Below are 23,925 nucleotides of genomic sequence, written 5' to 3'. Positions count from 1 at the left end.
CGTTGCGCCGGGCGAAAGAGATAGTCAGCGTTGGCGTACGAAGAGTTTGCCGGGCAACTGCCGCACAATCCGTTTCATCTCCAGACTTAACAACGCCACGCTGGCCGCCGAACTGGGCAGACCGCTCTGTCGAATCACCTCGTCAATGCTCGTCTCCTGGGCGGATGAAAGTGTATCCAACACGGCTTGTTCGTTTGCCGACAATTCCAGCGTGGGCAACGCGCCGGTCTCGCCCGCGCTGGGCGGACGGTTGCTGGCGGGAAACAGATACTCGAATTCGCTGAGCACGTCTTCCGCGCTCTCGCAAAGTTTCGCTCCTTTCTTGATCAAATCGTGACAGCCCTTGCTGCGCGGCGAATCAATCCGTCCCGGCACGGCAAAGACTTGTCGGCCGTATTCCGTGGCAAAATTGGCGGTGATCAACGCGCCGCTGTGCAAATCCGCTTCCACCACCATCGTACCGAGTGACATGCCAGCCACAATGCGGTTGCGGATCGCAAAGGATTGTTTGTCGCCTTTGCGGTTAAACGGAAATTGTGAAACCACCGCGCCGTTTTCCGCAATGCGTTCAAACAAGTCTTTGTTCTCAGGCGGAAACACGATGTTGAGTCCGGTACCCAGGACACAGACGGTTCGACCTTTCGCGGCCAACGCCCCCTGATGCGCCGCCGTGTCTATGCCCCGCGCGCCGCCACTCACCACCGTCACCCCCACGTACGCCAGTTGATAAGCCAGCTTGCGCGCGGTTTCGATTCCGTAATGCGTCGTTTGTCGCGAGCCGACCAGGGCCACGCAATTCTTATCCTGCGGCACCAGGGCGCCTTTCACGTAAAGCACCAGTGGCGGATCGTAAATCTCACGCAACGCGGCGGGATACTCCTCATCCGATTGGATCACCACGCGACAACCAAAATCGTCGAGGCGCTTCAGTTCCCCCGCCAGGTCAACCTGCTTTTCCCAGTTGCCAATCGCTTCGGCTGTTTCGTTGCCCAGATTGCGAACCTGCAACAGTTGTGATTTGGAGGCGCTGAGAATGGCCGGGGCGGTTCCGAAATGCTCCAACAACGAGCGCGCTCGCACCGGCCCAACGCCTTCGATGAGATTTAACGCGACAAACGCTTCACGGGAATCCATGGCCGCACTCTATCGAATGTGACCACGGATGTCAGCAGGGAATCAAGGGCGCGTTACCCGCGACTATTGCTTGCCTTGCACGAGCGCTTCGACCACGGCCGGGTCCGCCAGAGTGGTGGTATCGCCCACTTGATCGGGATGCCCTTCGGCGATCTTGCGCAGGATGCGGCGCATGATTTTACCGGAGCGGGTCTTGGGCAATCCGGGCGCAAATTGAATCTTATCCGGCGCGGCAATCGCGCCAATTTCCTTGCGCACATGCTGGATCAGTTCCTTCTTCAACTCTTCACTCGGACTGACCTCTTCTTTGAGCGTAACAAAAGCGTATAGTCCCTGGCCTTTGATGTCGTGCGGCATGGGAGCGACGGCGGCTTCCGCCACTTTCGCGTGACTGACCAGGGCGCTCTCCACTTCAGCCGTGCCGATGCGGTGACCGGAAACATTCACCACGTCATCCACGCGCCCCATCAACCAGTAATCGCCGTCTTCATCCACGCGGCAACCATCGCCGGAAAAATACAGGTCTTTGAACATGGTGAAGTAAGTGTCCACGAAACGATCGTGATCCCCCCAGGTGGTGCGCATCAAACCCGGCCACGGTTTTTTCATGCACAATTTGCCGCCTTCATTGGGCGCGCATTCCGTGCCGTCATCGCGTAACACCACCGGCTCGACCCCAAAGAAAGGGCGGTTCGCGCTGCTCGGTTTCAGCACACTCGCGCCAGGGAACGGAGAAATCATGATGCCACCGGTTTCCGTTTGCCACCAGGTATCCACAATGGGCCGCCGGCTCTGCCCCACGACGCGATAATACCACATCCACGCCTCGGGATTAATCGGTTCGCCCACCGAGCCGAGGACGCGCAGGGAACTCAGGTTGTGCTTGGTAACCCATTCGTCGCCCAATCGAATCAGCGCCCGGATTGCCGTGGGCGCGGTGTAAAACGCGGTGACTTTGAATTTTTCAACGATCTTCCAGAACCGGCCCGGATCGGGATAAGTCGGCACGCCTTCAAACATCAGCGTGGTGGTGCCGATGCACAACGGTCCGTAAACCAGATAGCTGTGGCCGGTGACCCAGCCGACGTCGGCGGTGCAGAAATACACATCGTCATCATGGATATCGAACATGTATTTGGTGGTCAGCGCCGAGTGCAGCAAATAACCGGCGGTGCTATGCACGACGCCCTTGGGTTTGCCCGTCGAGCCGCTGGTGTAAAGCATGAACAGATAATCCTCCGCGTTCATTACTTCAGGCGCGCAATCCGGCGACGCGGAAGCCATCAATTCGTGATACCACGCGTCGCGGCCCGCCGTCATTTGGCACGGGATATCGTTGTGCTTCAACACGATCACTTTTTCGATGGAGGGCGTGCTTTGCAGCGCCTTATCGGCAATGTCCTTGAGCAAAATCGGACGACCAGCCCGCACGCCGGCGTTGGCGGTAATCAACAGTCGGCAGGTCGAGTCATTGATGCGGTTGGTCAGTGAATCCGCGCTGAACCCGCCGAACACCACGGAATGAATCACCCCGATGCGGGTGCAGGCCAGCATCACGATGGCCGCTTCGGGCGCCATCGGCAGGTAAATCGCCACGCGATCGCCCTTTTTCAAACCAAACGATTTCAACACGTTGGCGAACTTGCAGACTTCCCGATGCAATTCCGCGTACGTGAAGCGGCGCACGTGATCCTCGGCTTCACCCTGCCAGATGAGCGCGGTTTTATCGCGACGCGACGTCTTGAGGTGACGGTCCAGACAATTGACGCTCAGGTTCAACTGACCATCCGCAAACCAGGTATGCTCGATCTTCCGTGCCGCCGTATCCCAGGTGTAACGACAGGCCTGGGTTGGCTTCTTGAACCAATCGAGTTCGTTCGCTTGTTCGAGCCAGAATTGCTCCGGTTCATTGATCGAGCGAGCGTACATGGCCTGGTATTGCTCGGCGTTGATCAAGGCGCGTTTTACGGTCTCGGGCGAGGGCGGAAACGTGCGCGATTCCTGCAGGAGTGAACTGGTGGAAATAGTTTTGGCTGACTCGGTCATAATAAGTTTCGTTGTGCGTTTAGTTTTGAATTCTTGGTTAAGTATATCGGTTGTGTCAACTGCCGCGCTTAATCACCCAGCAACCGCTTCAATTGATCCCGGGCTTTATCGGCGCGGAATTTCTCCTCGGCGGGGGGCACATAAACGCGGCGCGCCAGCTCGAACCACTCGCAATAATTGGCAAGCTGCTTGTCCATCACCGGCTCGGCGCGGCGCTCGCGACATTGGTGCGCCACGGTCGGATCGTAGTGAACGCAATTCAAACAGACTTTCAGGTCCGCGCCGCAGAGACACACTTCCGACCGGCCCGGCGAACGACGTTCCTTATATTCCGCCCCACACTTCCAGCAATGCCGCGTTGCCACGTTCATGGGCCGATTTTATCACGGAAATCCAACGCGCCAAGCTTTCACTCGGAACGCAATAACCTTACGCTGCGCGCATGAATATCTGCGTTCTCGACGGTTTCACCCTCAATCCCGGTGATTTGGACTGGACGGATTTGCAGCGTTTAGGCTCGTGCCAGATTTATGACCGCACCCCGGTGGCGGAAATCAGATCCCGGGCGGCGGACGCGCAAATCGTCCTGACCAATAAAGCTCCGTTGTCGCGCGAAACGCTGGTCGCGCTGCCGCAACTCCAATACATCGGCGTCCTGGCGACCGGCACCAACGTGGTGGATCTGGCCGCCGCTCGGGAGCGCGACATTCCAGTGACCAACATTCCCGCCTATGGCACGCGCGCGGTCGCGCAGGCGACGTTTGCCTTGTTGCTCGAACTGACAAATCGCACCGGACATCACGCCGAACGAGTACGCGCCGGAGGTTGGACTCACGCCATTGACTGGTGCTTCTGGGACGCACCGCTGATCGAACTGGAGGGCTTGACGCTGGGAATTATTGGCTACGGACGAATCGGGGCGGCGGTTGCGGAATTGGCGCGGGCTTTCGGCATGAAAGTTCTGGCGCATAATCCGTCGCGCAAACCGGCACCGACGCCGATTGAGTTTGTCGCGCTCGAAAAGCTGTTTCACGAGAGCGACGTCATCACCTTGCATTGTCCGCTGACGCCGCACACCCAGAAGCTCATCAACCGCGAACGCCTGGGTTGGATGAAGCCGACGGCCTTTTTATTAAACACCGGACGCGGCGCGCTCGTGGACGAAGCGGCACTGGCCGCAGCCCTGAACTCCGGGCAATTGGCGGGCGCCGGACTGGATGTGCTATCGGTCGAACCACCACCGGCAGATAATCCGTTGCTCACGGCCAGGAACTGTTTGATCACTCCGCACCAGGCCTGGGCCACGCAGGCGGCGCGCCGGCGCTTGCTGAAAACCGCCGTGGCCAATATCCAAGCCTTCCTGAACGGGCAGTTGCAAAATGTGGTCAATTGAAGTCGTCGGCACGGCTACGCTCGAGATGATGCGTTTTCTGATTGCTGCTCTCCGCGACTTTCTGCATAAAACGACCGCTGAATTGCCGGGCGTCAAGCTGCGGCTGTGAGATGAAAATACTGATCATATCGCTGGCGGGCATTGGGGACACCTTGTTGGCCACACCGTTGCTGGCTGAATTGCGGGCAAACTTTCCCGACGCGACCATTGACGCACTCACCTTGTGGCCGGGATCGAAGGATCTGCTTGAAACTAATCCCCATCTCAACACCGTTTATCAAAAAAATCTACTGCACAGTCCGAAACTGGAGGCGTGGCATTTTTTGCGCGAACTGCGAAGCCGACATTACGACGTCTCGATCAACACCCATCCGCAGAGTCGGATTCATTACCGTATCATCGCCCGGCTCATCGCGTCGCGCACGCGGCTGAGCCACGATTACGACTGCACCGGATGGCTCGATCGTTGGCTGGTGAATCAAACCCTGCCGCAAGATTACACCCGCCACACGGTGGACCAAAACCTCGACTTTTTGCGCTGCCTGGGCGTTAAACCCAAGCTCACCACGCACCGCACTGAAGTCCATTTAACGGAAGCCGACACGCGTTGGGCGGAGGATTTTGTCCTCGCGCACGAGCTGAAAAACTTCACCTGCCTCGGGGTTCACGTCGGCAGCGGGGGCACAAAAAATCTGGCGTTGAAGCGCTGGCCGCTTGAAAACTACCGGCAATTGTTCCAAAGACTGAACCAGCATTATCCGCGAGTAAAAATCCTGCTTTTCGGCGGCGGCGCGGAATTGCGGCAACACCGACAACTCATATCGGAAACCGACGCGCGCTTGCTCGTGTCCGTCGAAACCAAAAACCTGCGTCAGGCGGCGGCGTTGCTGCCGCGTTGCCAGGCGTTCCTCAGCGTGGACACGGCCCTGATGCACCTGGCGGCCGCAATGCAAACGCCCCATCAAATCGTGATTGAAGCGCCCACGCTCAACGCGACCAATTTACCGCATGACAATCCCTTCACCGTGGTGCCCAATCCTCTTTCGCATGGCCGCTCCCTGGAGTACTACCGCTACGATGGCAATGGCATTCGCGGCAGCACGGAAGAATTGCTGACCTGCATGAATTCCGTCACCGTGGACGCCGTGTGGGCTACGGTGACGCCAGCGCTTGGCGGCTGATTAAAAGCGACTCCAGTTCGTTCATTCTTGATTCCCCGCGCTGGCTTCGCCAGTTTTTGCGCATGTCGGCACCGCTTTTTTCGCCAATTCTAGTGACCCGCAGCACCTGTCGCATTTGTGGAAGCAAGGCGCTGACTCCTGTGCTTTCACTGGGTGACCAATACATTGCGGGATCCTTTGCCTCGCCGGATGGCCGACCGCCGGTAAGCCGCCGGATCCCGTTGGACTTGGTACGCTGCGATCCGGCCCACGATCAGGCGGCGTGCGGGTTGGTCCAACTGCGTCACAGCGTGCCCCCGCGGATTTTATATCGAGCCTACTTTTATCGCTCCGGCATCAATCAAAGCATGCGCGATCATCTCGCCGGCATCGCCAATTTTGGTGAAAGTCTGATCCACCTCGAGGCCGGAGACCTGGTGCTGGATATCGGTTGCAATGACGGCACCCTGCTCAAGTCGTATCAAACGAAGGGGCTTAAACGGCTTGGGATTGATCCTTCCAACATGGTGGAACATGCGCGGGCAGCCGGTCTGCAGGTGGTTAATGATTTCTTTTCGGCAGCGTCACTCCGTTCCGCGTATCCGTACGAAAAACCGAAGGTCATCACTTCGATCGCCATGTTCTATGATCTGGAGAATCCACACGCCTTTGTCAGCGATATCCAGGCTTGTTTGCACGAGGAAGGCGTCTGGATTTTGGAGCTGAGCTACCTGCCGCTGATGCTGAAGATGAACAGTTTCGACACGGTCTGCCATGAGCACCTCGAGTACTATTCCCTGGCGCCCATGGAACGATTGCTTGCCGAACACGATTTGGAGGTGGTGGACGTCACGTTGAATGACTGCAACGGGGGCAGCTTCCGGATCGCCGTGGGCCATAAAGGCCGATTAAAACCAAGCGCGGATGCCAACGAACGAGTGCAGCAGTTGCGGCTGGAGGAATTTGAACTGGCTTTGGACACCGATGCGCCGTACGCGGCGTTTCGAAAAAATATTGAAACGATCCGCAAAGACATGCGCGCGTTTCTGTTGAAGGCCAAGCGCCAAAAGAAACTCGTCCACGGTTACGGCGCGTCCACGAAAGGCAATACGACCTTGCAATACATCGGCATCACCCCTGACTTGGTGCCCGCCGTGGCCGATCGCAATCCAATCAAATACGGCAGCTTCACCATCGGCACCAACATCCCAATCATTTCGGAAGAAGAATCCCGCAAGCAAAAACCGGACTACTACCTTGTCTTGCCGTGGCATTTCATGGACGAGTTCAAACGCCGCGAAGCCGCCTTTCTCAATCGCGGTGGTAAATTCCTGCTGCCCATGCCCACCGTGCATCTGGTAGGAAAATGATCCGTGATGAAACGCGCGGCAATTACGGGGATTGCGGGTCAAGATGGCACCTATCTGGCCCGGTGGTTGTTACATCAGGGTTACGAAGTCCACGGGTTGTTGCGATTGCCATTCGATCGCGAAGAAGCCCGATTACGCCGCCGCTTTCCCCCGACCGACCTTAACGCCATCCGGTGGCATACCGGCTCACTGAATGATCCGTTTGCGTTACTGCGTTTCCTGAAAGCCGCGTTGCCGACGGAGCTTTATCATCTGGCGGGAGTTTCCGATTCACGACAAAGCTTTGTCGTTCCCGAGGAAACAATCGCCAGCATCACCCTCGGAACACTGCGCTTGCTCGAGGCGGCGCGCGAGGCGTGCCCAGCGGCGCGCATTTTCCTGGCTTCTTCAGCGGAAATCTTCGGGGCGCCGTCCGAAACGCCGCAGCGCGAATCCACCCTGCGCCAACCAAGTACCCCGTACGGAATTGCCAAGGTCGCCGCCGATCAACTGGGCCGGTTGCATCGTGAAACCTACCAGCAGTTCGTGGTAAGTGGCATTCTCTACAATCACGAATCGCCGCTGCGCCACCCGAACTATCTCAGCCGGCGCGTCGCCGAAGCGGTGGCCGGGATCAAGGCCGGGCAGCGGCAGGAATTGGAGTTGGCCGATTTGAGCGCTGAACGCGATTGGTCTGATGCGCGAGACTTGGTGCGCGGCTACCAGCTCGCGCTGCAAGCACAAACGCCGGGTGATTACGTTTTCGCTTCCGGACAACCGCATCGCGTGGCGGACTTGGTGGACTGCGCGTTCCGGGCGGCAGGCTTGGATTACCGTAAATTTGTCCGCGTCACCAACCGCACGCTGAATTCGCAGCAGGTGGTCAAAGGCCTGCAAGGCGACCCGACCAAAGCCGCAACCGAGTTGGGCTGGCAACGCCGCTGGACCTTCGCCCGGACCATCGAGGACATGGTGCGCGCGGAGCTTGAAGCGCGTCCGGAACTGGAGCGGGCCGACCCGTTATGGCAATAATACGACTATGAGTTCAATGTTCCGCCGTTTGGCCTACAAATTATCCATGCTCGGCTATTTCAAGGAGACGTGCAGAAAATTTTATCAGACCCCGGCAAACCTCGAGCGACAGACCTTGCTGGCGCAGCACCAGTATTTGCGCGGCTTGCTGGCTGAGCCGCGTTACGCGGAGCCAAAGCGACTGTGCCGGCACGAGCAGCAGGTGTTTTCACAAAATGGCGAAGATGGCGCGGTGGCGGAAATCTTTCGGCGCATCGGGACCAAGGATCGAACCTTCGTCGAGATCGGGGTGAGTGAAGGGCTCGAAAACAACACCACGTTTCTGTTGGTTCAAGGTTGGAAGGGTTTCTGGTTCGATGGCGATGACGCCGCCATCGCGAAGATCCAACGACATTTCTGGCAACCATTGGCCGCCGGAAATTTGAAGTTGAAGCGGGCCTTCATCAACGCCGAGAACATCAGCAGTCTGATTGACGCGGCCGGCGTGCCACGGGAATTCGATCTGTTCTCGATTGATATTGATCGGAACACCTATTTTGTCTGGCAGGCGTTGACCACGATCCAACCGCGAGTGGTGGTGGTTGAATACAATTCACTGTTCCCGCCCGACGTGGATTGGAAAGTCGAGTACCGCCCGGAATTGGTGTTCAACTGCACCACCTACATGGGCGCGAGCCTGAAAGCCTACGAGCGATTGGGCGCGGAAAAGGGATATGCCCTGGTTGGATGCGATTTGTCGGGCATGAACGCTTACTTCGTTCGGAAGGATTTGGTGGGCGACCAGTTCGCCGAGCCATTTACCGCCGCCAACCACTACGAACCCCCGCGCCATTTCTTGATCCGCCGCGACGGCCTGCCGCGATGTTTCTCAGATGTTCCACCGCCGCCGTGACTTCAGCGCGAAAGCAACTGACGGTAAATTTCCAGATGCCGGGCAAAAATTTGTGCCATGGCAAAAGTATCGGCATTGTACTGGGTGATCCGCACGGCTTCGGCGAGAAATTGAGGTTCCTCCATCAGCGCCGTCATTTTATCCGCCAGATCGGCGGCGTTCTTTTCCTCGAACGCGGGTAAGTTTTCGTATTCAGCAAAGCAGGGAATCCGCGATACCAGCACCGGCTTGCGCGTAGCCAGCACCGTGGAGATGGCTCCGGACGGAAAATTGCGATTAAGATAGGGGAACAGAAAGCAAAACGTGGTTGCGAAAATTTCTTCCAACAAAGGGTCTTCATTTGCCAGATAACCCGTGAAGATCACACGCTCCTCCAACCGTAATTCGCGGGTCAGCCGTTTCAGATATCCAATGTAGGATTCACCCTGACCACCGCCAGGAAAACTGCTTTTGCCTGCTTCGCCACTCACTACGACCAAGCGAATGTCCTTTCGCCCACGTTGGTTCACCAATAAATCGAAGGCGTGAATTCCGTATTCGTAGCCTTTGTTTGGCCAAGCGAATCCAAAAAGTGTGAAAAGCTTCTCAGTCGAAGCCACCCCAAACCGTTCTGCGAGCAGACCGTGTGTTTGCATTCGAATATTCGCCAGGTAATTGCCCAAGTGAACTCGCACCACTTTGTTATCAAACTGGCGGCGGGAAATCGCGCGCTGCAAATGCGTCGCGCCGATTTTGCTCAACAATACGATCCGATCCGAGCAGGCCACGACCATTTTGAAATGCAGTTTGAGGTAAATCCGACCCAACGGGAAAAGAACGCGGTACTTGGCAAAGTGCGGCAGGGCGCTGGGCAGATCATCCACGTTGTAGGTTGAATGGATGGTCGTCACCAGTTTGCAGCCGAACAAGCGACACCAAAACCAGAGATACGGATAAAACAAGAACGCCGTAACTCCCACGAGCCGGTCGAACAAAAAAAACTCGTGTTGCACGTGGATGACGTTTGCTCGGGCAAAAGGCGCTTTCAGCAAATTGCCGAGAGTAACGTCCCAGACCTCGATTTGCAGGTCCTGTCCCTGCCAGAAGGCCGGGTTGAACAGTTGTCGCGTGTACTCAGCAATCCCGTCGCGCTCCTTTCTTGCTGATGATAATACGGTTACTTTCATACCTCCAATCTGAATATCCAATCTTTTGCGATCACTTCGCGAAGGATTTCGCGCCCGGCGATTTCCGACAAGAACTAACTATCGGCACAAGCATCAGGTTTGATCGTGTCTTTAGCTGATATGTGAAAACTCCAAGTGAAAGAAATTGCCGCAACTATGCCGCATTGTTACTTTTTTCAAGCAAAAGATGATTATCCACAAACTTCTGCTCCGGTACTTCAAGCATGGTGACGACGCCGTTTTTTATCTAATGCAGGCAGAAGATTCGATTCGTTGGCTCGAAAGGAATGGGGTTTCGCTGAATGCCAAGATGCGGGTCCTTGATTTGGGATGTGGACATGGTGTATTCGGGCGAGAGTTGAAAAAGCGCAACTGTCAGGTGACCTTTGCGGATCAGGATAATTATCTTTATCCAGAATTAAAATCATCCCCGTTTCTAAAGGTGGATATTGACAACGACGACTTGGATAAATTGGGCCAATACGATCTGGTCATTTGTTCGAACGTATTCGAACATCTCGCTCGACCGGACAAGTTTCTTTCTCAATGCACTGCGACGTTGGCAAAAAATGGGCGCTTGTACCTAAGTTGGACCAACTGGCTGTCGCCTTTTGGCGGTCACGATTATGCTCCGTTTCATTATTTCGGCCCTCGCTTTGGCCGTTGGATAAAGTTCAAGCTTACGGGTAAATGGAGTGATCATGTTCCCTACGCCGGATTATACCCGACCTTCATCGGGAAGACCTTTCGGAGTCTAAAAACCTCACCGACAGCCAGAATTCAAAGGGCGACAACCCGCTATTACCCGGAGTTTTCTTTTATCCTTCGCCTTCCGATCATTCGAGAATTTTTGGCGTGGAACTGTGCGCTCCTGATCTCGAACCCCATGAAAGACGGAAAATAAAACGACTTGAGGTGAAGTCGGTGAGTCGTCTTTATCTAGTGCGGCGACTTGGGAATATCTTACGCACGCAACAATCTGCTAGCCGTCTGAAGGTTTGTTCCCGGGCTAAATCAAGGGCTGACTATCCGGTAATAGCGCTGGGAGAATCTCACTGAATCCCGATCTTCAAATTCGCAATTTCCGTTATCGTCTGACATTACATATCCTAAATCCAGCCAGTGTTTCAAATCTATTGAAGCCTGAACACGGTATCGCTGCACACGATCGGCATTAAAGTGTAAACGGATGCTCTGATCTGACTGACGATGTGCCACCAGCCGGCCGGTGCTACGTTGGCTGGTTGATTGGATTGGAGTGCCGCCAATAATTTGAAGTCCGGAGAGGGTGGCGTAACCGTGGACGCCGGGCTGAACGGTAATCACCACCGGTCGGGTGCTCTCCGCAACAACAACATTCGAGTAACGGGAATACTGCACGCCTTCCTGCCAAACTGGCGATCCCGTGGGATCATCGTCCACGTTGGCCCGCATCCCATAATCTACTCCGCCCGACTCCAATCTATATTTCGCATCCGGTCCATACAGATAGAAGTCATACTGTCCTACCGGCAGATTCATCACCATGAACGTCGCATCACCATTGAACGGATAAATGTAGTTCGCATACATCGGGTCCGTTGAAGTCGTCGCCCAAGCCCCCGGAGCGTTGGCCACCGCCAGCCCCACACTGCTAACAACTCCGTTTGCCAGCTTTAAATCCGATAACAATCCGAAAATCCGCCACCCGCCCGCACCATCATCCCGCGTATAGTAGTTCCAAAAATCATTTTCTTCCTGACCCACCACAGCGGCTCCCGTTCTGGCGCTTGAAGTCGCTCCGCCAAAATCCACATTCGCCAGAAATTGCGTGGAGGATGGGGGCGCAGCCGCATACACCAGTTGGATTCCGGATATAACCGCGTAACCGTCCAACCCTGGCCGCACCGTCAGCGTCAAAGCTTCGCCCGAAGCCACATTGATTCCGCTATACCTCACATATTGTCGTCCTTCCTGCCAGGCCGACACCCCGGCAGGGTTATGGTCACGGCAGGTCTTAATCCCATAGCTGGTGCTGCCGACCGTCAGCTCGTAATTCCCATCGTGAGCATAGACATACAAATCATACGCTCCAGCCACCAAGTTGGTTACGGTGATGGTTGCAAGTCCGTCAAATGGATACAGGTAGTTGGCATACATCAGATCGGACGAACTATTCCCCCACGAACCCGGAGCGTTGGCCACCGTCAATCCCGCCATGGTCGTAGTGCCATCAGCCAGCTTCAAATTCGACAACCAACCGAAAGACTTGAACCCGCCAGCCTCGTCATCGCGCGAATAGAAATTCCATACATCATCCCCGGATTGCCCAATGGCGGCCGCGCCAACCTTCCCGCTCGATACCCCATCCTGTCCAAAATTCACGTTGAGTAATGAAATTCCAAGAGCGGGGAAGGCTCCTGAGAGAAAGAGACAGAGCGCAAAAAATAACACTGAATCAAGTGCCAACGGTCTTTTATTCAGCAGCGATAGGTTGAAGTTCATAGGAGGTTGCATGGGCTGTTCTGTTCAAGAATCGTTGACCGTAGAGAACGCGACTAGTCTTCACCATTTGAGTCGGTTTTGTCAACGGAATTCCATGTAATTGTCTCGACCCTTTGAGAAAGTCCCCTTTGGAACTCGCTGAAAATGTCTCTTTTGGACGACGATTGTAAATAAGTGTCCCTGCTGTTCTCAGTTGCTTGGACTTCAATAACGATATTTTCACCGGTCCGCTGCTGTCGCAACCCTTCTGATCCTCACAACAAGCGTAACCGACAAGCTCCACGTTGGCCGCAAGAATTGACTGACGGTGGCATCGCCGTTCAGTACCCTTGCCACGATGTCAACAGACGACAACGAATCGCCAGCCGTTAGCGTCATCATCGTTATTTACAACGATGGAGCGTGGTTGCCCCGATGCCTTGAGTCGTTGCGGCAGCAGACGCTCGCGCCGCGATTCGAAGTCATTGTGGCCGATAACGCGTCCAACGACGATTCGGCTCAGATCGCGCAACATTTGCTGGCGGATTGGCCAGCGGGACGTTTCTTGCAAAACGGCGCCAACCTCGGCTTTGGTCCGGGCAACAATCGGGCAGCGGCGGCAGCTCGCGGCCAGTATCTGTACTTCGTCAACTCCGACACCTGGTTCGAGCCGGACTGTCTGGAACAGCTTTACACCGCCGCCGAACAGAACGCCGCCGCCGCTGCTGGAGCAACGGTGTTGGAATACGCTGACAACACGCTGATAGCGCGCGGCAGCGATGGCTTGGACCTCTTCGGCAATCCTGTTTCGCCAAGCCACAACCGCATTCCTGAGCCGCTGTTTTGCATCGCCGGTTTTTATTTTATCCGCCGAAATGTTTTCGAACGGATTGGCCAGTTTGATGAACGCTATTTCATGTATGGTGAAGAATTGGATCTCTCATGGCGGCTCTGGGTGTGCGGAGAGAAGGTGGTTTATGCGAAACGCGCCCGATTGCACCACCGCGGCGCGGTTGGGGTGAATCCCGAGGGAGGCATCAAGCCAACAGTCCATCGCACCAGCGAACTCAAACGGTTTTATGCCAATCGCAATCAACTGTTGACCATCGCCAAGAATAGCCAGCATCTGCTGCTGTTCATGCTGCTTCCTGCCGCTCTGCTGACTTGCGCTGAGGGTTTGCTGACGCTCGTGCTCACCCGGCGTTGGCGAACATTCCGACACGTTTGTCTGTCGCCATTTGCCGATTTTATTCGTCTGTTACCGCAAACCAAGGCCGCTCGTCGCCGCCTGGCCTTGCTTCGTCAACGCAGTGATTTCTGGATGCTGCGCTTCCTACGCTGCCGTTTTGGTCGAATGCACGAAGTGAAGCAAATTTTGCGTAAAGGATCTCCTCGTTTCGATAGGTAAAGCTCGGCGCAGCAGGCCAATAAGGGCCACATGCCAACGCGATTAACTGCACCGAACGAGGGCAAACCACCAAGCGGTTTGTACGGATGTTCAGAAGTTCCACTTGACGGTAGTTGTTGGAGTGTTAGAAGGATAGACGAGTCTCGAAACTATCAACAAAAATCTCACCATGAAGAAAATCATCAAAACCCTGATCGTGACAACTGCAGCCTTCACTTGTTCCTTTGGCGTTATTGGCGCGGAGGTGAATATCGGCCTGATTAACGGCGATTTCGAGTCTCCAAGCCTTTCCCCTTACACATACAGCGCATCGGATAACTTTCCGGATGAGTTCGGTTGGAAAATAGCTTGGGGTCAAGTAGACTTATACCACGATACTTGGCAACCGGCGAGTGGAGGAAGGCAGTCGTTGGATTTAAACGGTTGGATTACTGGATCCGTCTATCAGGACTTTATTTTTCCGAGTGCCGGAACATGGGTAATCACTTTTTCGCTGTCTGCGAACCCAGACTTATACAATTATGGTGATGGACTCGGTTTCGGCGTGAAGGAAATGCAGGTGGACTTTGGAACGCCGGGACAGATGTCTCTTTTGGGTACTTACGGAGTTGACTCCGAACCGCGCAGAATTTGGGATATGCAATGGGTTACAATAACCACTCCTGAAATTACGGTTTCTGACGCGAACACATATCGACTGCAATTTAGCTCGCTCGTGCCGGGAGCTGGTGGGGCCGCGTTGGATAATGTCCAAATTCAACTGGTGCCGGAACCTTCGGTTCTGGCTCTCGTCGGCAGCGTGCTGATTGGTGGTTTATTGAAACGACGTGCGTCGGCCAACAAGTAGCGCTCGCGATTTTTATGGTTCTGCGTAGTGGTGCGGCTTTCCTCTCGCCGGGCAATTGGCCAAAGAAATTATTGGGTTACGCAAGCTGATGCCTGCGGTGAGAGGCGCTTCGTGCAAAAAATCGAAAACGCTTTTCGCGGATGACGACGAGAATAGGTATAATGCCCCAACAATGAAACAATTGTCCAAACTGACCTCGGGCGAAATTTGATGATGGCTTTCTCGCCTCGCAGACATTTAGGGCCAAGCATGCCGATGACTTTGTAGCCCGCCTGCTGCATTTCTCCGACATCCCAACCGGATAGGTGTTGTTGCAGGTCTCCATTTTCACTGAATTGTGGTATAAAGCCATTCGGTGTAAATAGAACGACGCACCGGGTTGCGAGCCTTTCCATAGACTCCATCATTTTCCATCCGTCTTCTTTGGGTAAATGCTCAATTACATCTAGAGCAATGCATGCGTCAAACCGACGACCGGCCACATGTGCGGCCGCCGTCCTAACGTCTCCAAGGATATATTCGTCGTGTGTTCCGCGTTCTTGCGCTCGGCGCAAGTCGGGCTCATAACCGTCCATTCCCACCAAACTCTTTCCGCGAAGAAATTTTGCCGGCGAGCTATGTCCGCAACCCAAGTCCAATATGGTTTTGCAATCTTTCAAGACGCGATTCAATTCAGTTACCATTGCAAATAGGCCCGGATTTAAAATCGCTGCACGCACAAACGGAAACTCTCTTTTCGACATTCAGTCGGATTGTGCAAAGCGCATTTAGAATCGTCAATCTACGCTTTACCTCGACTCTTTTGTTACGACAGTAACCAGTCACCAATAAGCCGTGGCGTTCGGTGAAAAGTGTGCCCCCAAAAGCTATTTCATGGCGCACACCTGCTGGATTTATGCTGCAAAATCGTGAACGATCACCTTGTGCTTTGAAGTTAGGTTTTGCGCCAGAAACGCCCGTAGTGATCAATTTCAATCAGTGGAGCGGTGATTTTTTCCCGGGTGCGAAAATCATCCACCGCCTCACGACATCCCCGCAGCGCGTAATCGTCAATAATGCAAAAACCGCCGGACGATAATTTCGGGTAAAGATTCGTCAATGCGTCCATGGTGGACTCATACATGTCGCCGTCCAGCCGCATGAGAGCCAACTGCTCAATCGGCGCGGCGGGCAGCGTGTCCTTGAACCAACCTTTCAGGAAAACCACGCGGTCATCCAACAAACCATACTTGCGAAAGTTCTCTTCCACCTGCTCCTTGGAAATCGCCAGAAAATCATGCACATGATGCTTGTCGCCGGCATCGGATGGATATTGTTCGGCGTTGGGCTTGGGTAAACCGGCAAACGAATCCGCCACGAAAATCCGACGGGTTGAGTCACCATGAACGGCGAGAATGGCCTTCATGAAAATACAGGAGCCGCCCCGCCACACTCCGGTTTCGATCAAATCTCCCGGCACGTCCTCCCGCAAAACCGTGGTGACGAGTTGTTGCAAATTATCCAGGCGTTGCATGCTGACCATGGTGTGCGCGCACGCCGGCCAACTGGCTCCGGGGATATTTTTTTCCAATTCCTGGTCCTGCAATACCACAATCCGCAACCGCATCCTGGCCAGTAATCGCGCCACGCCAACTACGAGGGGTCGAAACAGGCCGGCACGATAGGCAATCGTCTCGATTGGCTTGCCAGGATCCTCCCAAAACCAATAACGGAGCGTCTTTTTTAAGAGGTCCAAGTAGAGCCGATTCAAAGCATCAGTCGTCGTTGCGTTCTGCGACATCATGGGATTATGACAATCATCAGGTGTCAGTCAAGAATCCCACAGGGAGCCAAAATCCGATGGCCAGCCTTAAACGTATGCCGCCAATCGCGCCTTGCCTTCACCTTCTCAAACCTTAGCCTGACGGGAATTTGTGACTTTATGAATTCACGTCGTGATACGACTGCCGGTGGATGGAAAACACTCTACCCGTTGGCGCGGTTCAATCTGCTGCTTTTTCTGGTATTAGCCGTATTATTCAGCGGTGGCTGGGGGTCTGGCTACCTCGTGTTTTCCAACGACGCACCGTTGGGCGCGCTCAGCGCCGAGTACCACGACATCGCCACCTCATTAACGGGAACCTGGGCGGATTTGAATTGGCTCGGTCTCAACGGCGGCATGCAATCCGTCAGCATCACCAATCTGTTGCTTCTGCTGCTCAAGCCCGTCGTTTTTTCCAAGGTGTTCGCACCGATCGCTTTGTTGTTAGTGGGAAATGGCGCGCGTTTTCTATTTCGACGTCTGGGGTTTTCAGAGTTGGTGGGTAGCGTGGCGGGGTTGGCGGCGGCGCTGAACGGCGATTTCGTGGCCACTGCCTGTTGGGGCGTGGCCAACCAACCAATTTGCTTCGCGCTTTGCTATTTTGCGCTCGGAATTCTGGCCGGTTCGAACCAACGCCCATGGGCGCGGGCCATGCTCGCTGGTCTGCTGGTGGGTCTCGGCGTCATCGAAGCATCCGACATCGGCGCGATGTTTAGTATTTTCGTGGCCGCTTGGGTGGTGGCTCACGCGTTGGTGCAGGAAGGTTCATGGGTGTCAAAAATGATTCAGGCGGGTTGGCGATTACTTCTGGTCGCCGTGTTTGCCGGGTTCATTGCCTCCAATGCGGTGAGTTCCCTGGTGGCTACACAAATCCAAGGCGTCGTCGGCATGGCCCAGGATGAACAAACGCGGGCCAATCGGTGGAGTGAGGCCACGCAGTGGAGCATGCCCAAGCGCGAAGCATTGGACATCGTTGCGCCCGGGTTTTTCGGTTTTCGTATGGATACTCCGGCGAACCTGCCGCAATGGGCGCAGAAATGGTTCGCGGACGGCAGCTATTGGGGATTCGCCGGTCGCGGGTCGGAGTGGGACAGCTTTTTGCAAACGGATCGCAAGGGACCGATGCCGGGGAATTTTTTCCGCTACGGCATGGGGTCCGGTTACGCGGGCATCTTGATTCTGCTGGGCGCAGCTTGGGCTGTGGCACAATCATTTCGAGGTGACAAATCGTTTTTTTCCGCGCCACAACGAAAAATGATCTGGTTCTGGTTGGCAGTATTGATTGTCAGCGCGGCCTTCATGTTCGGGCGTTTTGCGCCGTTCTACCAATTTTTATACGCGTTGCCTTACGCTTCCATGTTTCGCAATCCCGCGAAATTCCTGCACGTCTTCTCATGGGCGTTGATTATTCTGTTCGCGTATGGACTGCACGGTTTGACGACGCTTTACTTGGAACGTGCCACCGCCACGACTCGGGGGGCGGTGGAACAGTTCAAAAGCTGGTGGAAAACGGCGGGCGGCTTTGACAGGAAATGGGTGACCGGACTGTTCATTACGCTCGGTTTTACCGGCCTCGCCTGGGTGGGCTTGATTAAATTTCGTGGCCTGCTTGAAACTTACGTTACCGATTATCTTTACGTCTTGGACTTGTCGCAAGGCGGCAATCCGGAACCAGGCGCGATTGCCAGCGCCGCCGGACGTACGGTTGGCTTCAGCCTGGGGCAGTTCTTTTGGACGGTAATTTTCGTGCTGGCCTCGGTCGCCTTTCTGGCTCTGCTGATAAGTGGAGCGTTCACGGGAAAACGCCAGCGCACGGCTGCAATTATTTTGGGATTGCTCGTCGTTGTGGACCTCGGCTGGCAGGCGCGACCGTGGGTGATCGCGCAAAATTGGACCGGCCGTTACCTCGACGCCGCGCGCAACCCAGTCTTTGATCTGCTTCGCGAATATCCGTATGAGCAACGCGTCGGCAACATTGACCCCTTCCATCTGCGCGCGTTCCAACTCGACCCGCGCTTGATGGATCTGGAAAGCATGTTCCAATCCGTCTATGGCAGCGAATGGACGCAGCACCTTTTTCCTTACTACAACATCCAATCCATCAATGTCGTGCAAATGCCGCGGCGACCGCTGGATTATGACGTCTTTGAAACCGCGTTTCGTTTCTGGGGCACAACCAACTCCCTGGCTCGCGTCACGCAGCGCTGGCAGTTGACCAGCACCCGCTACATCGCTGCCGCCGCGCCGCTCGTCGGATTGTTGAATCAAGGCTTCGACGCGGCGCAACAACGCTTCAAGGTGCGCCTGCCGTTCGACTTTTATCAGAATCGCCCCGGAGGACCGATTCTGATCCGCACCAATGAAAATGGGCGTTACGCCATCATTGAATTCACCGGCGCTTTGCCACGCGCTAAAATGTACGCGCACTGGGAAACGCCCGCTTACAACTCGAACCGTGTGGATCAATGGCTGGAGACGATCCCCGCGCCGAGGCACGGCCCGTTCGCCGGGGTGGCGACCAATGACTTGGCGACGCTTGCGTTACTGTCGAGTCCCGACTTCGATCCAACACAGACAGTTTTGCCCGCGCAAGTCGTTCCGGGTGGTTCGGACACCAATGCGCCCGCCGGGACGGTGGACTACGTCAGCTATCATCCCAAGAAAATCGTGCTCAAAACCAAAAGTGCGGCGCTGAATGTTCTGCTGCTGAACGACCGTTACGATCCGAACTGGCAGGTGACGATTGATGGTCAGGCCGCCGAGTTGTTGCGGTGCAATTATCTGATGCGCGGAGTGGCCGTGCCCGCCGGTGAACATGTGGTTGAATTCAACTTCCGGCCCGACGCCAAATTTCTTTATGTCAGTCTGGCCGCAATCGCGTTGGGATTGGTTTTAATCGGCTTTCTGGCGGTGCCAAGGCGAACCGAATCCCAACCAACGTCGGAACCCGCTCGTCCGAAGCCATCGAAATCAGGCGACCCCGGCAAAAATGGCAGTGCCCCCCAACCCACACGAAAATAAACACGCCGCACCGTTGGTGATGTACTTGTGCGGTTAGTGGCCGCCGGAGAAATTCTGCTGACGGAGTGCTTCGAACAGCACCAGCGCCACGCAATTGGAAAGGTTCAGCGAGCGCGCCTCGGGATTGAACATCGGAATGCGCAGCCAGCGGTCTTGGTGTTGCGCCAATAACGGCTTCGGTAAGCCGGCGGTTTCGCGTCCGAAGACCAGGTAATCATCCGCAGCGAAACTGACCTCGGAATAAATTCGCGGGCCGCCCGATTCGATTAACCACAACCGGCTGGTCTTTGGAAGTTGCGTCGCAAACGCCGACCAGTTCGCCCAACGTCGCCAATTCACCTGACGCCAATAATCCATGCCCGCGCGCCTCAACGTCGCGTCATCCAGCTTGAAGCCGAACGGTTCGATAAGGTGCAACGTCGTCCGGGTCGCCGCGCACAAGCGGGCGACGTTGCCGGTGTTCGGCGGAATTTCGGGTTCAACCAAAACGACGTGCATGGAATCAATCTTGGGTCGGGCGCGACCGGGATTGGCGCGGCCGATAAAACACCCGCCACAACACCAAACCACACGCGGGCGCGTTCATTCCCGCCGCATCCCGACTTTTACGCGCCAACATGGTTTTGATTTCACTCGCGGGAAAACGACCGTAACCGATTTGCACCAGCGTGCCGACGATGCCGCGACACATCTTGTAAAGGAAGCCGTCGCCCTCGATTACAAATGTGAGCTGCGCACCGCTGCGTTTGATGTCGCACCGCCGCAAAGTCCGCACCGCATCGGCCAACGGCACACCGCGATTGGCGGTGAACGAACGGAAGTCGTGGCGGCCCACCAGCCGTTTGGCGGCGGCGCGCATCGCGCTCAAGTCCAGCGGCTGCGGCACATGCCAGGCGTAGGCGCGCAACAGCGGATTCATCGTGGGCGAATTCCAGACCCGATAGCGATACTGCTTGCCAGTGGCGTCGAAACGCGCCTGGAAATTATCCACCGCGCGACCCGCGCGCATCACGCGAATATCCGCCGGCAACGTGGCGTTGATGGCCAATGCCAGCCGGCGCACCGGCATGCGGAACTCCGCGCGCGGCAGGGAAAAATGTGCCACCAACCCGAGCGCGTGGACTCCGGTATCGGTGCGGCTTGAACCGATCAATCGCGGTCGGCTTGGAAACAATTTCGCCAGCCCGGCCTCAACCAGTTCCTGCACTCCCGTGCCCACCCGTTGCGCCTGCCAGCCTTGATACGCGGCGCCGTCGTACGCAATCGTCAGCTTGAACTTAAGCGTTCGCGCCGCGTTGGCGGCGGGTTTCGAGACCGGTTTGTTTGGCGGAGCGGAATTTTTGGCGGACATCGGATCAAAGCAAACTATCCAGGTAACTTTGCAGCAAGATTGCGGCGGCGATTTGATCCACTTTCTGTTTGCGCTGCTGTCGGCGGGTGCCGCCCTGAATCAAAACCCGCTGCGCCTGCACGGTGGTCAGACGTTCGTCCCACAGTTTGATGGGCACATTGATTTTCGCCGCCAACGCCTGAACAAATTCCCGCACCTTTTCCGCCGCCGGACCGTAACTGCCATCCATATTGCGCGGCAGACCAATCACGACGAGTTCCACGTTTTGCTCGCGCAAAATTTTACCCAGCCGTTCCACAAACTCCGCAAAGGGTTCGGACGGGATATACTCGAGCGGCTGCGCGATCAGGCGCATTTCGTCGCTCAACGCCACCCCGATGCGGCGCGTGCCATGATCCAATCCCAAAATTCGCATGACGCGAATGCTAACGAAGTAATCGCCAGAACCAAGTTCGCATCTTGGCAAACACATCTGAACCCGCGCGGAGGCCGCGCCTTACGGTTTTCTTGCGCCGTTGGCGGAAGGCTGTATGCTCGGATTGGTTTTAGCGGGCCCGAGGCGGGTGACCGAACTGCGCAACGAAAATCTCTCCCGATGTTTTCTTCAGCTTCGGCTCCGTGGGCGCCGCTGGTGGTTACGAAACTCGAATGAACGCGAAAGTTGAAGCTGCTCCTCCAGCGGGAGTTCCGGCCGGCGCGGCGCCGACCGCACTGGCGGTCCTGTTCACCCTCAGCTTTTCGCATTTCTTGAACGACGCGATTCAGGCGCTCATTCCGGCGCTTTATCCGCTGTTGAAAACGTCGTATGCGCTGACTTTCACGCAAGTGGGATTGATCACCCTGACCTTCCAAATGGTTGGCTCCGTGCTGCAACCGTTCGTGGGTTATTATACCGATCACCACCCGAAACCTTATTCGCTGGTCGTGGGCATGAGCATTACGCTGATCGGGCTGGTGTTGCTGGCGTTGGCGCCTTCCTATCACATTGTCATTCTGGCGGCGGGAATGGTGGGCATGGGATCGGCCATCTTCCATCCCGAATCATCGCGCGTGGCGCGGATGGCTTCCGGCGGCCGCCACGGGTTTGCCCAATCGCTCTTTCAAGTCGGCGGCAACACGGGCAGTTCCTTTGGCCCGCTGCTGGCCGCGTGGTTCGTCGCGCCCTACGGACAACACCGCATTCTCTGGTTCACGCTGTTGCCGTTTATGGGGATAATTCTCCTGGGACGGGTGGGCGGCTGGTACCGGGAACGATTGGCGCACCGTCTGACGCAAAAAGCCGAAGCCGCCCATCAGCATTTGATCACCTCGCGCCGCAAAATCGCGTTTTGTCTGGTGATCCTACTGACGCTCATGTTTTCCAAGTTCTTCTACCTCGCCTCGATGACGAACTACTACACGTTTTACATGATTGGAAAGTTCCACGTCTCGGTGCCCGCTTCGCAATTATATCTGTTCCTCTTTCTCGCGGCCGTGGCGGCGGGCACAATCGTCGGCGGTCCGGTGGGCGACCGCATCGGCCGCAAGCAGGTGATTTGGATTTCCATCCTGGGCATGGCGCCGTTTGCCTTGGCGCTGCCATTTGCAAACCTGTTTTGGACGGCGGGATTGTCGGTGATCATTGGCTTCATCATGGCGTCGGCGTTTCCGGCCATTCTGGTTTATGCGATTGAATTGCTGCCGGGCAAGGTGGGCACGATCGCTGGCTTATTTTTCGGATTCGCCTTCGGATTGGGTGGGATCGGCTCCGCCGTCCTGGGTTGGTTGGCGGATCATACCAGCATCACGTTTGTCATGAAGAGCTGCTCGTTTTTGCCGCTGCTCGGGTTGCTGACGGTCTTGCTGCCCGATTTGCGCGAGCCGAAGCCAACGGCGTAAATCCGGCTCGTTTCCGATCCGCTGGAATCTGGCCCGCCCGGCAGACGGCGCCGTTTATTCTCCGAGTAGCGCGGCGGCAAACGCCTTGGCGTCGAAGGGCTGTAAATCGTCAGCTTGCTCCCCCAGCCCGATGAACTTGATCGGCAGCCCCAACTCCTTCTGAATGGCCACGACCATGCCGCCTTTGCTGGTGCCGTCGAGCTTGGTCACCACCAGTCCGGTCAGCGGCACGATCTTGTTGAACTCGCGGGCCTGATTCAGCGCGTTCATGCCCGTGCTGCCATCCAGCACCAGCAACACTTCATGGGGCGCGCCCGTTTGCTGTCGGCCGATCACGCGGTGCAACTTTTGCAATTCCTGCATCAGATTGTGCTTCGTGTGCAAGCGCCCCGCCGTGTCAATGAACAGATAATCCGCCTGCCGCGCTTGGGCGGCGCTCACCGCGTCGTGGGCCACCGCCGCCGCGTCGGCGCCGTAATTGCCCGCCACCACCTCCACCCGGAGACGTTGTCCCCACAACTTCAGTTGTTCAATCGCGGCGGCACGAAACGTATCGCACGCGGCCAGCAACGCCACCTGTCCCCGCGCCTGGATGAAAGCCGCCAACTTGGCGGACGTGGTGGTTTTGCCCGTGCCATTCACTCCGACGATGGAAACCACCGTTGGACCGGCGGGCGCTTTGATCAAACCGGTTCGATCCGAAGTCAGGCTCTTTTCAATTTCCGTTCGCGCGACCGCCAGATAATTCAGGCCCGCGCCGCCTTGCGATTCGTAAGCCGTTTTGACCGCAGTGAGAATCTGGCCGGTCATCGCCATGCCCAGATCGGCGGCAATGAGCGCCTGCTCCAATTCTTCCAGAGTTTCCGGCGTCAGTTTCGGCGAACGCGTAACGATGCGTTTGATTTCATGCGCCAACTTGGCTTGAGTTTTGGCCAGACCAATTTTGAATTTATCGAAAAGTCCCATGAGTAATAGATGAAAGCG

At 56.0% G+C, this 23,925-nt stretch carries 21 protein-coding genes; 10 read left to right on the top strand and 11 right to left on the bottom strand.

Annotation, left to right across the window (positions count from 1 at the left end; all coding sequences use genetic code 11):
* Positions 1–24 precede the first annotated feature (24 nt).
* The 3 genes from dprA to M9920_08745 all read right to left on the bottom strand — a co-directional run bounded on the left by dprA (position 25) and on the right by M9920_08745 (position 3,551).
* On the bottom strand, positions 25–1,134 hold the full coding sequence (gene dprA / locus M9920_08755; protein ID MCO5052379.1) for a DNA-processing protein DprA: 1,110 nt from the start codon (positions 1,132–1,134) through the stop codon (positions 25–27).
* 63 nt (positions 1,135–1,197) lie between these two features.
* Complete coding sequence (acs, locus tag M9920_08750) at positions 1,198–3,180, bottom strand: acetate--CoA ligase (GenBank protein ID MCO5052378.1); 1,983 nt, start codon at positions 3,178–3,180, stop codon at positions 1,198–1,200.
* A gap of 68 nt (positions 3,181–3,248) precedes the next feature.
* Positions 3,249–3,551, bottom strand: coding sequence for a hypothetical protein (locus M9920_08745; protein ID MCO5052377.1), 303 nt, complete (start codon positions 3,549–3,551; stop codon positions 3,249–3,251).
* 71 nt (positions 3,552–3,622) lie between these two features.
* Between M9920_08745 and M9920_08740 the strand changes: the two genes are divergently transcribed.
* The 5 genes from M9920_08740 (at position 3,623) to M9920_08720 (ending at position 9,006) form a co-directional block, all read left to right on the top strand.
* Positions 3,623–4,573 carry a D-2-hydroxyacid dehydrogenase gene (locus M9920_08740; GenBank protein MCO5052376.1) on the top strand — a complete coding sequence of 317 codons (951 nt, stop codon included), beginning with the start codon at positions 3,623–3,625 and terminating at the stop codon, positions 4,571–4,573.
* 110 nt (positions 4,574–4,683) lie between these two features.
* Entirely contained in the window at positions 4,684–5,754 is a 1,071-nt protein-coding gene (locus tag M9920_08735; protein ID MCO5052375.1) for a glycosyltransferase family 9 protein, read from the top strand.
* A 62-nt stretch (positions 5,755–5,816) separates the two neighbouring features.
* Positions 5,817–7,103, top strand: coding sequence for a class I SAM-dependent methyltransferase (locus M9920_08730; protein MCO5052374.1), 1,287 nt, complete (start codon positions 5,817–5,819; stop codon positions 7,101–7,103).
* A gap of 6 nt (positions 7,104–7,109) precedes the next feature.
* A complete protein-coding gene (locus M9920_08725; GenBank protein MCO5052373.1) occupies positions 7,110–8,114 on the top strand; it encodes a GDP-mannose 4,6-dehydratase in 1,005 nt (334 codons plus the stop codon).
* A 7-nt stretch (positions 8,115–8,121) separates the two neighbouring features.
* The gene (locus tag M9920_08720) at positions 8,122–9,006 is read left to right on the top strand and encodes a hypothetical protein (GenBank protein ID MCO5052372.1); all 885 of its coding nucleotides are present in this window, start codon (positions 8,122–8,124) and stop codon (positions 9,004–9,006) included.
* Between the two features lie 2 nt (positions 9,007–9,008).
* Here M9920_08720 and M9920_08715 read toward each other — a convergent pair whose 3' ends face one another.
* The gene (locus M9920_08715) at positions 9,009–10,172 is read right to left on the bottom strand and encodes a glycosyltransferase (GenBank protein ID MCO5052371.1); all 1,164 of its coding nucleotides are present in this window, start codon (positions 10,170–10,172) and stop codon (positions 9,009–9,011) included.
* A gap of 187 nt (positions 10,173–10,359) precedes the next feature.
* Between M9920_08715 and M9920_08710 the strand changes: the two genes are divergently transcribed.
* Complete coding sequence (locus tag M9920_08710) at positions 10,360–11,076, top strand: class I SAM-dependent methyltransferase (GenBank protein ID MCO5052370.1); 717 nt, start codon at positions 10,360–10,362, stop codon at positions 11,074–11,076.
* A 110-nt stretch (positions 11,077–11,186) separates the two neighbouring features.
* Here the strand turns inward: M9920_08710 and M9920_08705 are convergent, their stop codons facing one another.
* Positions 11,187–12,536 carry a hypothetical protein gene (locus tag M9920_08705; GenBank protein ID MCO5052369.1) on the bottom strand — a complete coding sequence of 450 codons (1,350 nt, stop codon included), beginning with the start codon at positions 12,534–12,536 and terminating at the stop codon, positions 11,187–11,189.
* A 457-nt stretch (positions 12,537–12,993) separates the two neighbouring features.
* On the opposite strand from M9920_08705, the gene M9920_08700 reads away from it, so the two are divergent.
* Together M9920_08700 and M9920_08695 are read left to right on the top strand one after the other, a co-directional pair.
* Positions 12,994–14,043, top strand: a complete 1,050-nt coding sequence (locus M9920_08700) for a glycosyltransferase family 2 protein (protein ID MCO5052368.1) — start codon at positions 12,994–12,996, stop codon at positions 14,041–14,043.
* 169 nt (positions 14,044–14,212) lie between these two features.
* Positions 14,213–14,890: a PEP-CTERM sorting domain-containing protein gene (locus M9920_08695; protein ID MCO5052367.1), complete on the top strand. Its 678-nt coding sequence runs from the start codon at positions 14,213–14,215 to the stop codon at positions 14,888–14,890.
* 68 nt (positions 14,891–14,958) lie between these two features.
* Here M9920_08695 and M9920_08690 read toward each other — a convergent pair whose 3' ends face one another.
* The gene (locus M9920_08690; protein ID MCO5052366.1) at positions 14,959–15,633 is read right to left on the bottom strand and encodes a class I SAM-dependent methyltransferase; all 675 of its coding nucleotides are present in this window, start codon (positions 15,631–15,633) and stop codon (positions 14,959–14,961) included.
* A gap of 191 nt (positions 15,634–15,824) precedes the next feature.
* Complete coding sequence (locus tag M9920_08685; GenBank protein MCO5052365.1) at positions 15,825–16,673, bottom strand: TylF/MycF family methyltransferase; 849 nt, start codon at positions 16,671–16,673, stop codon at positions 15,825–15,827.
* Positions 16,674–16,811: 138 nt separating this feature from the next.
* Here M9920_08685 and M9920_08680 point away from each other — a divergent pair, with 138 nt between their 5' ends.
* Positions 16,812–19,712 (top strand): YfhO family protein, encoded by a 2,901-nt coding sequence (locus M9920_08680; GenBank protein MCO5052364.1) that lies wholly within the window; start codon positions 16,812–16,814, stop codon positions 19,710–19,712.
* 33 nt (positions 19,713–19,745) lie between these two features.
* Here M9920_08680 and M9920_08675 read toward each other — a convergent pair whose 3' ends face one another.
* The 3 genes from M9920_08675 to ruvX are packed head-to-tail and all read right to left on the bottom strand — an operon-like array spanning position 19,746 to position 21,478.
* The gene (locus M9920_08675) at positions 19,746–20,210 is read right to left on the bottom strand and encodes a tRNA (cytidine(34)-2'-O)-methyltransferase (protein MCO5052363.1); all 465 of its coding nucleotides are present in this window, start codon (positions 20,208–20,210) and stop codon (positions 19,746–19,748) included.
* 4 nt (positions 20,211–20,214) lie between these two features.
* Positions 20,215–21,063 (bottom strand): tRNA pseudouridine(38-40) synthase TruA, encoded by an 849-nt coding sequence (truA, locus tag M9920_08670; protein ID MCO5052362.1) that lies wholly within the window; start codon positions 21,061–21,063, stop codon positions 20,215–20,217.
* A 4-nt stretch (positions 21,064–21,067) separates the two neighbouring features.
* Positions 21,068–21,478, bottom strand: a complete 411-nt coding sequence (gene ruvX / locus M9920_08665; GenBank protein MCO5052361.1) for a Holliday junction resolvase RuvX — start codon at positions 21,476–21,478, stop codon at positions 21,068–21,070.
* Between the two features lie 233 nt (positions 21,479–21,711).
* Here ruvX and M9920_08660 point away from each other — a divergent pair, with 233 nt between their 5' ends.
* Positions 21,712–22,941 (top strand): MFS transporter, encoded by a 1,230-nt coding sequence (locus M9920_08660; protein MCO5052360.1) that lies wholly within the window; start codon positions 21,712–21,714, stop codon positions 22,939–22,941.
* 54 nt (positions 22,942–22,995) lie between these two features.
* Here M9920_08660 and ftsY read toward each other — a convergent pair whose 3' ends face one another.
* A complete protein-coding gene (gene ftsY, locus M9920_08655; protein ID MCO5052359.1) occupies positions 22,996–23,907 on the bottom strand; it encodes a signal recognition particle-docking protein FtsY in 912 nt (303 codons plus the stop codon).
* Positions 23,908–23,925 lie beyond the last annotated feature (18 nt).

The sequence above is a fragment of the Verrucomicrobiia bacterium genome (assembly GCA_023953615.1).
Taxonomy (GTDB): domain Bacteria; phylum Verrucomicrobiota; class Verrucomicrobiia; order Limisphaerales; family JADLHS01; genus JADLHS01.
This window is presented reverse-complemented; position numbering and strand designations above follow the sequence as displayed.

Bases quoted from the DNA above. Each gene is read 5' to 3' on its own strand.
- M9920_08730 (MCO5052374.1), top strand. From the start codon at position 5,817: ATGTCGGCACCGCTTTTTTCGCCAATTCTAGTGACCCGCAGCACCTGT.
- M9920_08700 (MCO5052368.1), top strand. From the start codon at position 12,994: ATGTCAACAGACGACAACGAATCGCCAGCCGTTAGCGTCATCATCGTT.
- M9920_08660 (MCO5052360.1), top strand. From the start codon at position 21,712: ATGAACGCGAAAGTTGAAGCTGCTCCTCCAGCGGGAGTTCCGGCCGGC.
- dprA (MCO5052379.1), bottom strand. From the start codon at position 1,134: ATGGATTCCCGTGAAGCGTTTGTCGCGTTAAATCTCATCGAAGGCGTT.
- M9920_08725 (MCO5052373.1), top strand. From the start codon at position 7,110: ATGAAACGCGCGGCAATTACGGGGATTGCGGGTCAAGATGGCACCTAT.
- M9920_08745 (MCO5052377.1), bottom strand. From the start codon at position 3,551: ATGAACGTGGCAACGCGGCATTGCTGGAAGTGTGGGGCGGAATATAAG.
- acs (MCO5052378.1), bottom strand. From the start codon at position 3,180: ATGACCGAGTCAGCCAAAACTATTTCCACCAGTTCACTCCTGCAGGAA.
- M9920_08685 (MCO5052365.1), bottom strand. From the start codon at position 16,673: ATGATGTCGCAGAACGCAACGACGACTGATGCTTTGAATCGGCTCTAC.
- M9920_08740 (MCO5052376.1), top strand. From the start codon at position 3,623: ATGAATATCTGCGTTCTCGACGGTTTCACCCTCAATCCCGGTGATTTG.
- M9920_08720 (MCO5052372.1), top strand. From the start codon at position 8,122: ATGAGTTCAATGTTCCGCCGTTTGGCCTACAAATTATCCATGCTCGGC.
- ftsY (MCO5052359.1), bottom strand. From the start codon at position 23,907: ATGGGACTTTTCGATAAATTCAAAATTGGTCTGGCCAAAACTCAAGCC.
- M9920_08695 (MCO5052367.1), top strand. From the start codon at position 14,213: ATGAAGAAAATCATCAAAACCCTGATCGTGACAACTGCAGCCTTCACT.
- M9920_08735 (MCO5052375.1), top strand. From the start codon at position 4,684: ATGAAAATACTGATCATATCGCTGGCGGGCATTGGGGACACCTTGTTG.
- M9920_08675 (MCO5052363.1), bottom strand. From the start codon at position 20,210: ATGCACGTCGTTTTGGTTGAACCCGAAATTCCGCCGAACACCGGCAAC.
- M9920_08680 (MCO5052364.1), top strand. From the start codon at position 16,812: ATGAATTCACGTCGTGATACGACTGCCGGTGGATGGAAAACACTCTAC.
- ruvX (MCO5052361.1), bottom strand. From the start codon at position 21,478: ATGCGAATTTTGGGATTGGATCATGGCACGCGCCGCATCGGGGTGGCG.
- M9920_08710 (MCO5052370.1), top strand. From the start codon at position 10,360: ATGATTATCCACAAACTTCTGCTCCGGTACTTCAAGCATGGTGACGAC.
- truA (MCO5052362.1), bottom strand. From the start codon at position 21,063: ATGTCCGCCAAAAATTCCGCTCCGCCAAACAAACCGGTCTCGAAACCC.
- M9920_08715 (MCO5052371.1), bottom strand. From the start codon at position 10,172: ATGAAAGTAACCGTATTATCATCAGCAAGAAAGGAGCGCGACGGGATT.
- M9920_08690 (MCO5052366.1), bottom strand. From the start codon at position 15,633: ATGTCGAAAAGAGAGTTTCCGTTTGTGCGTGCAGCGATTTTAAATCCG.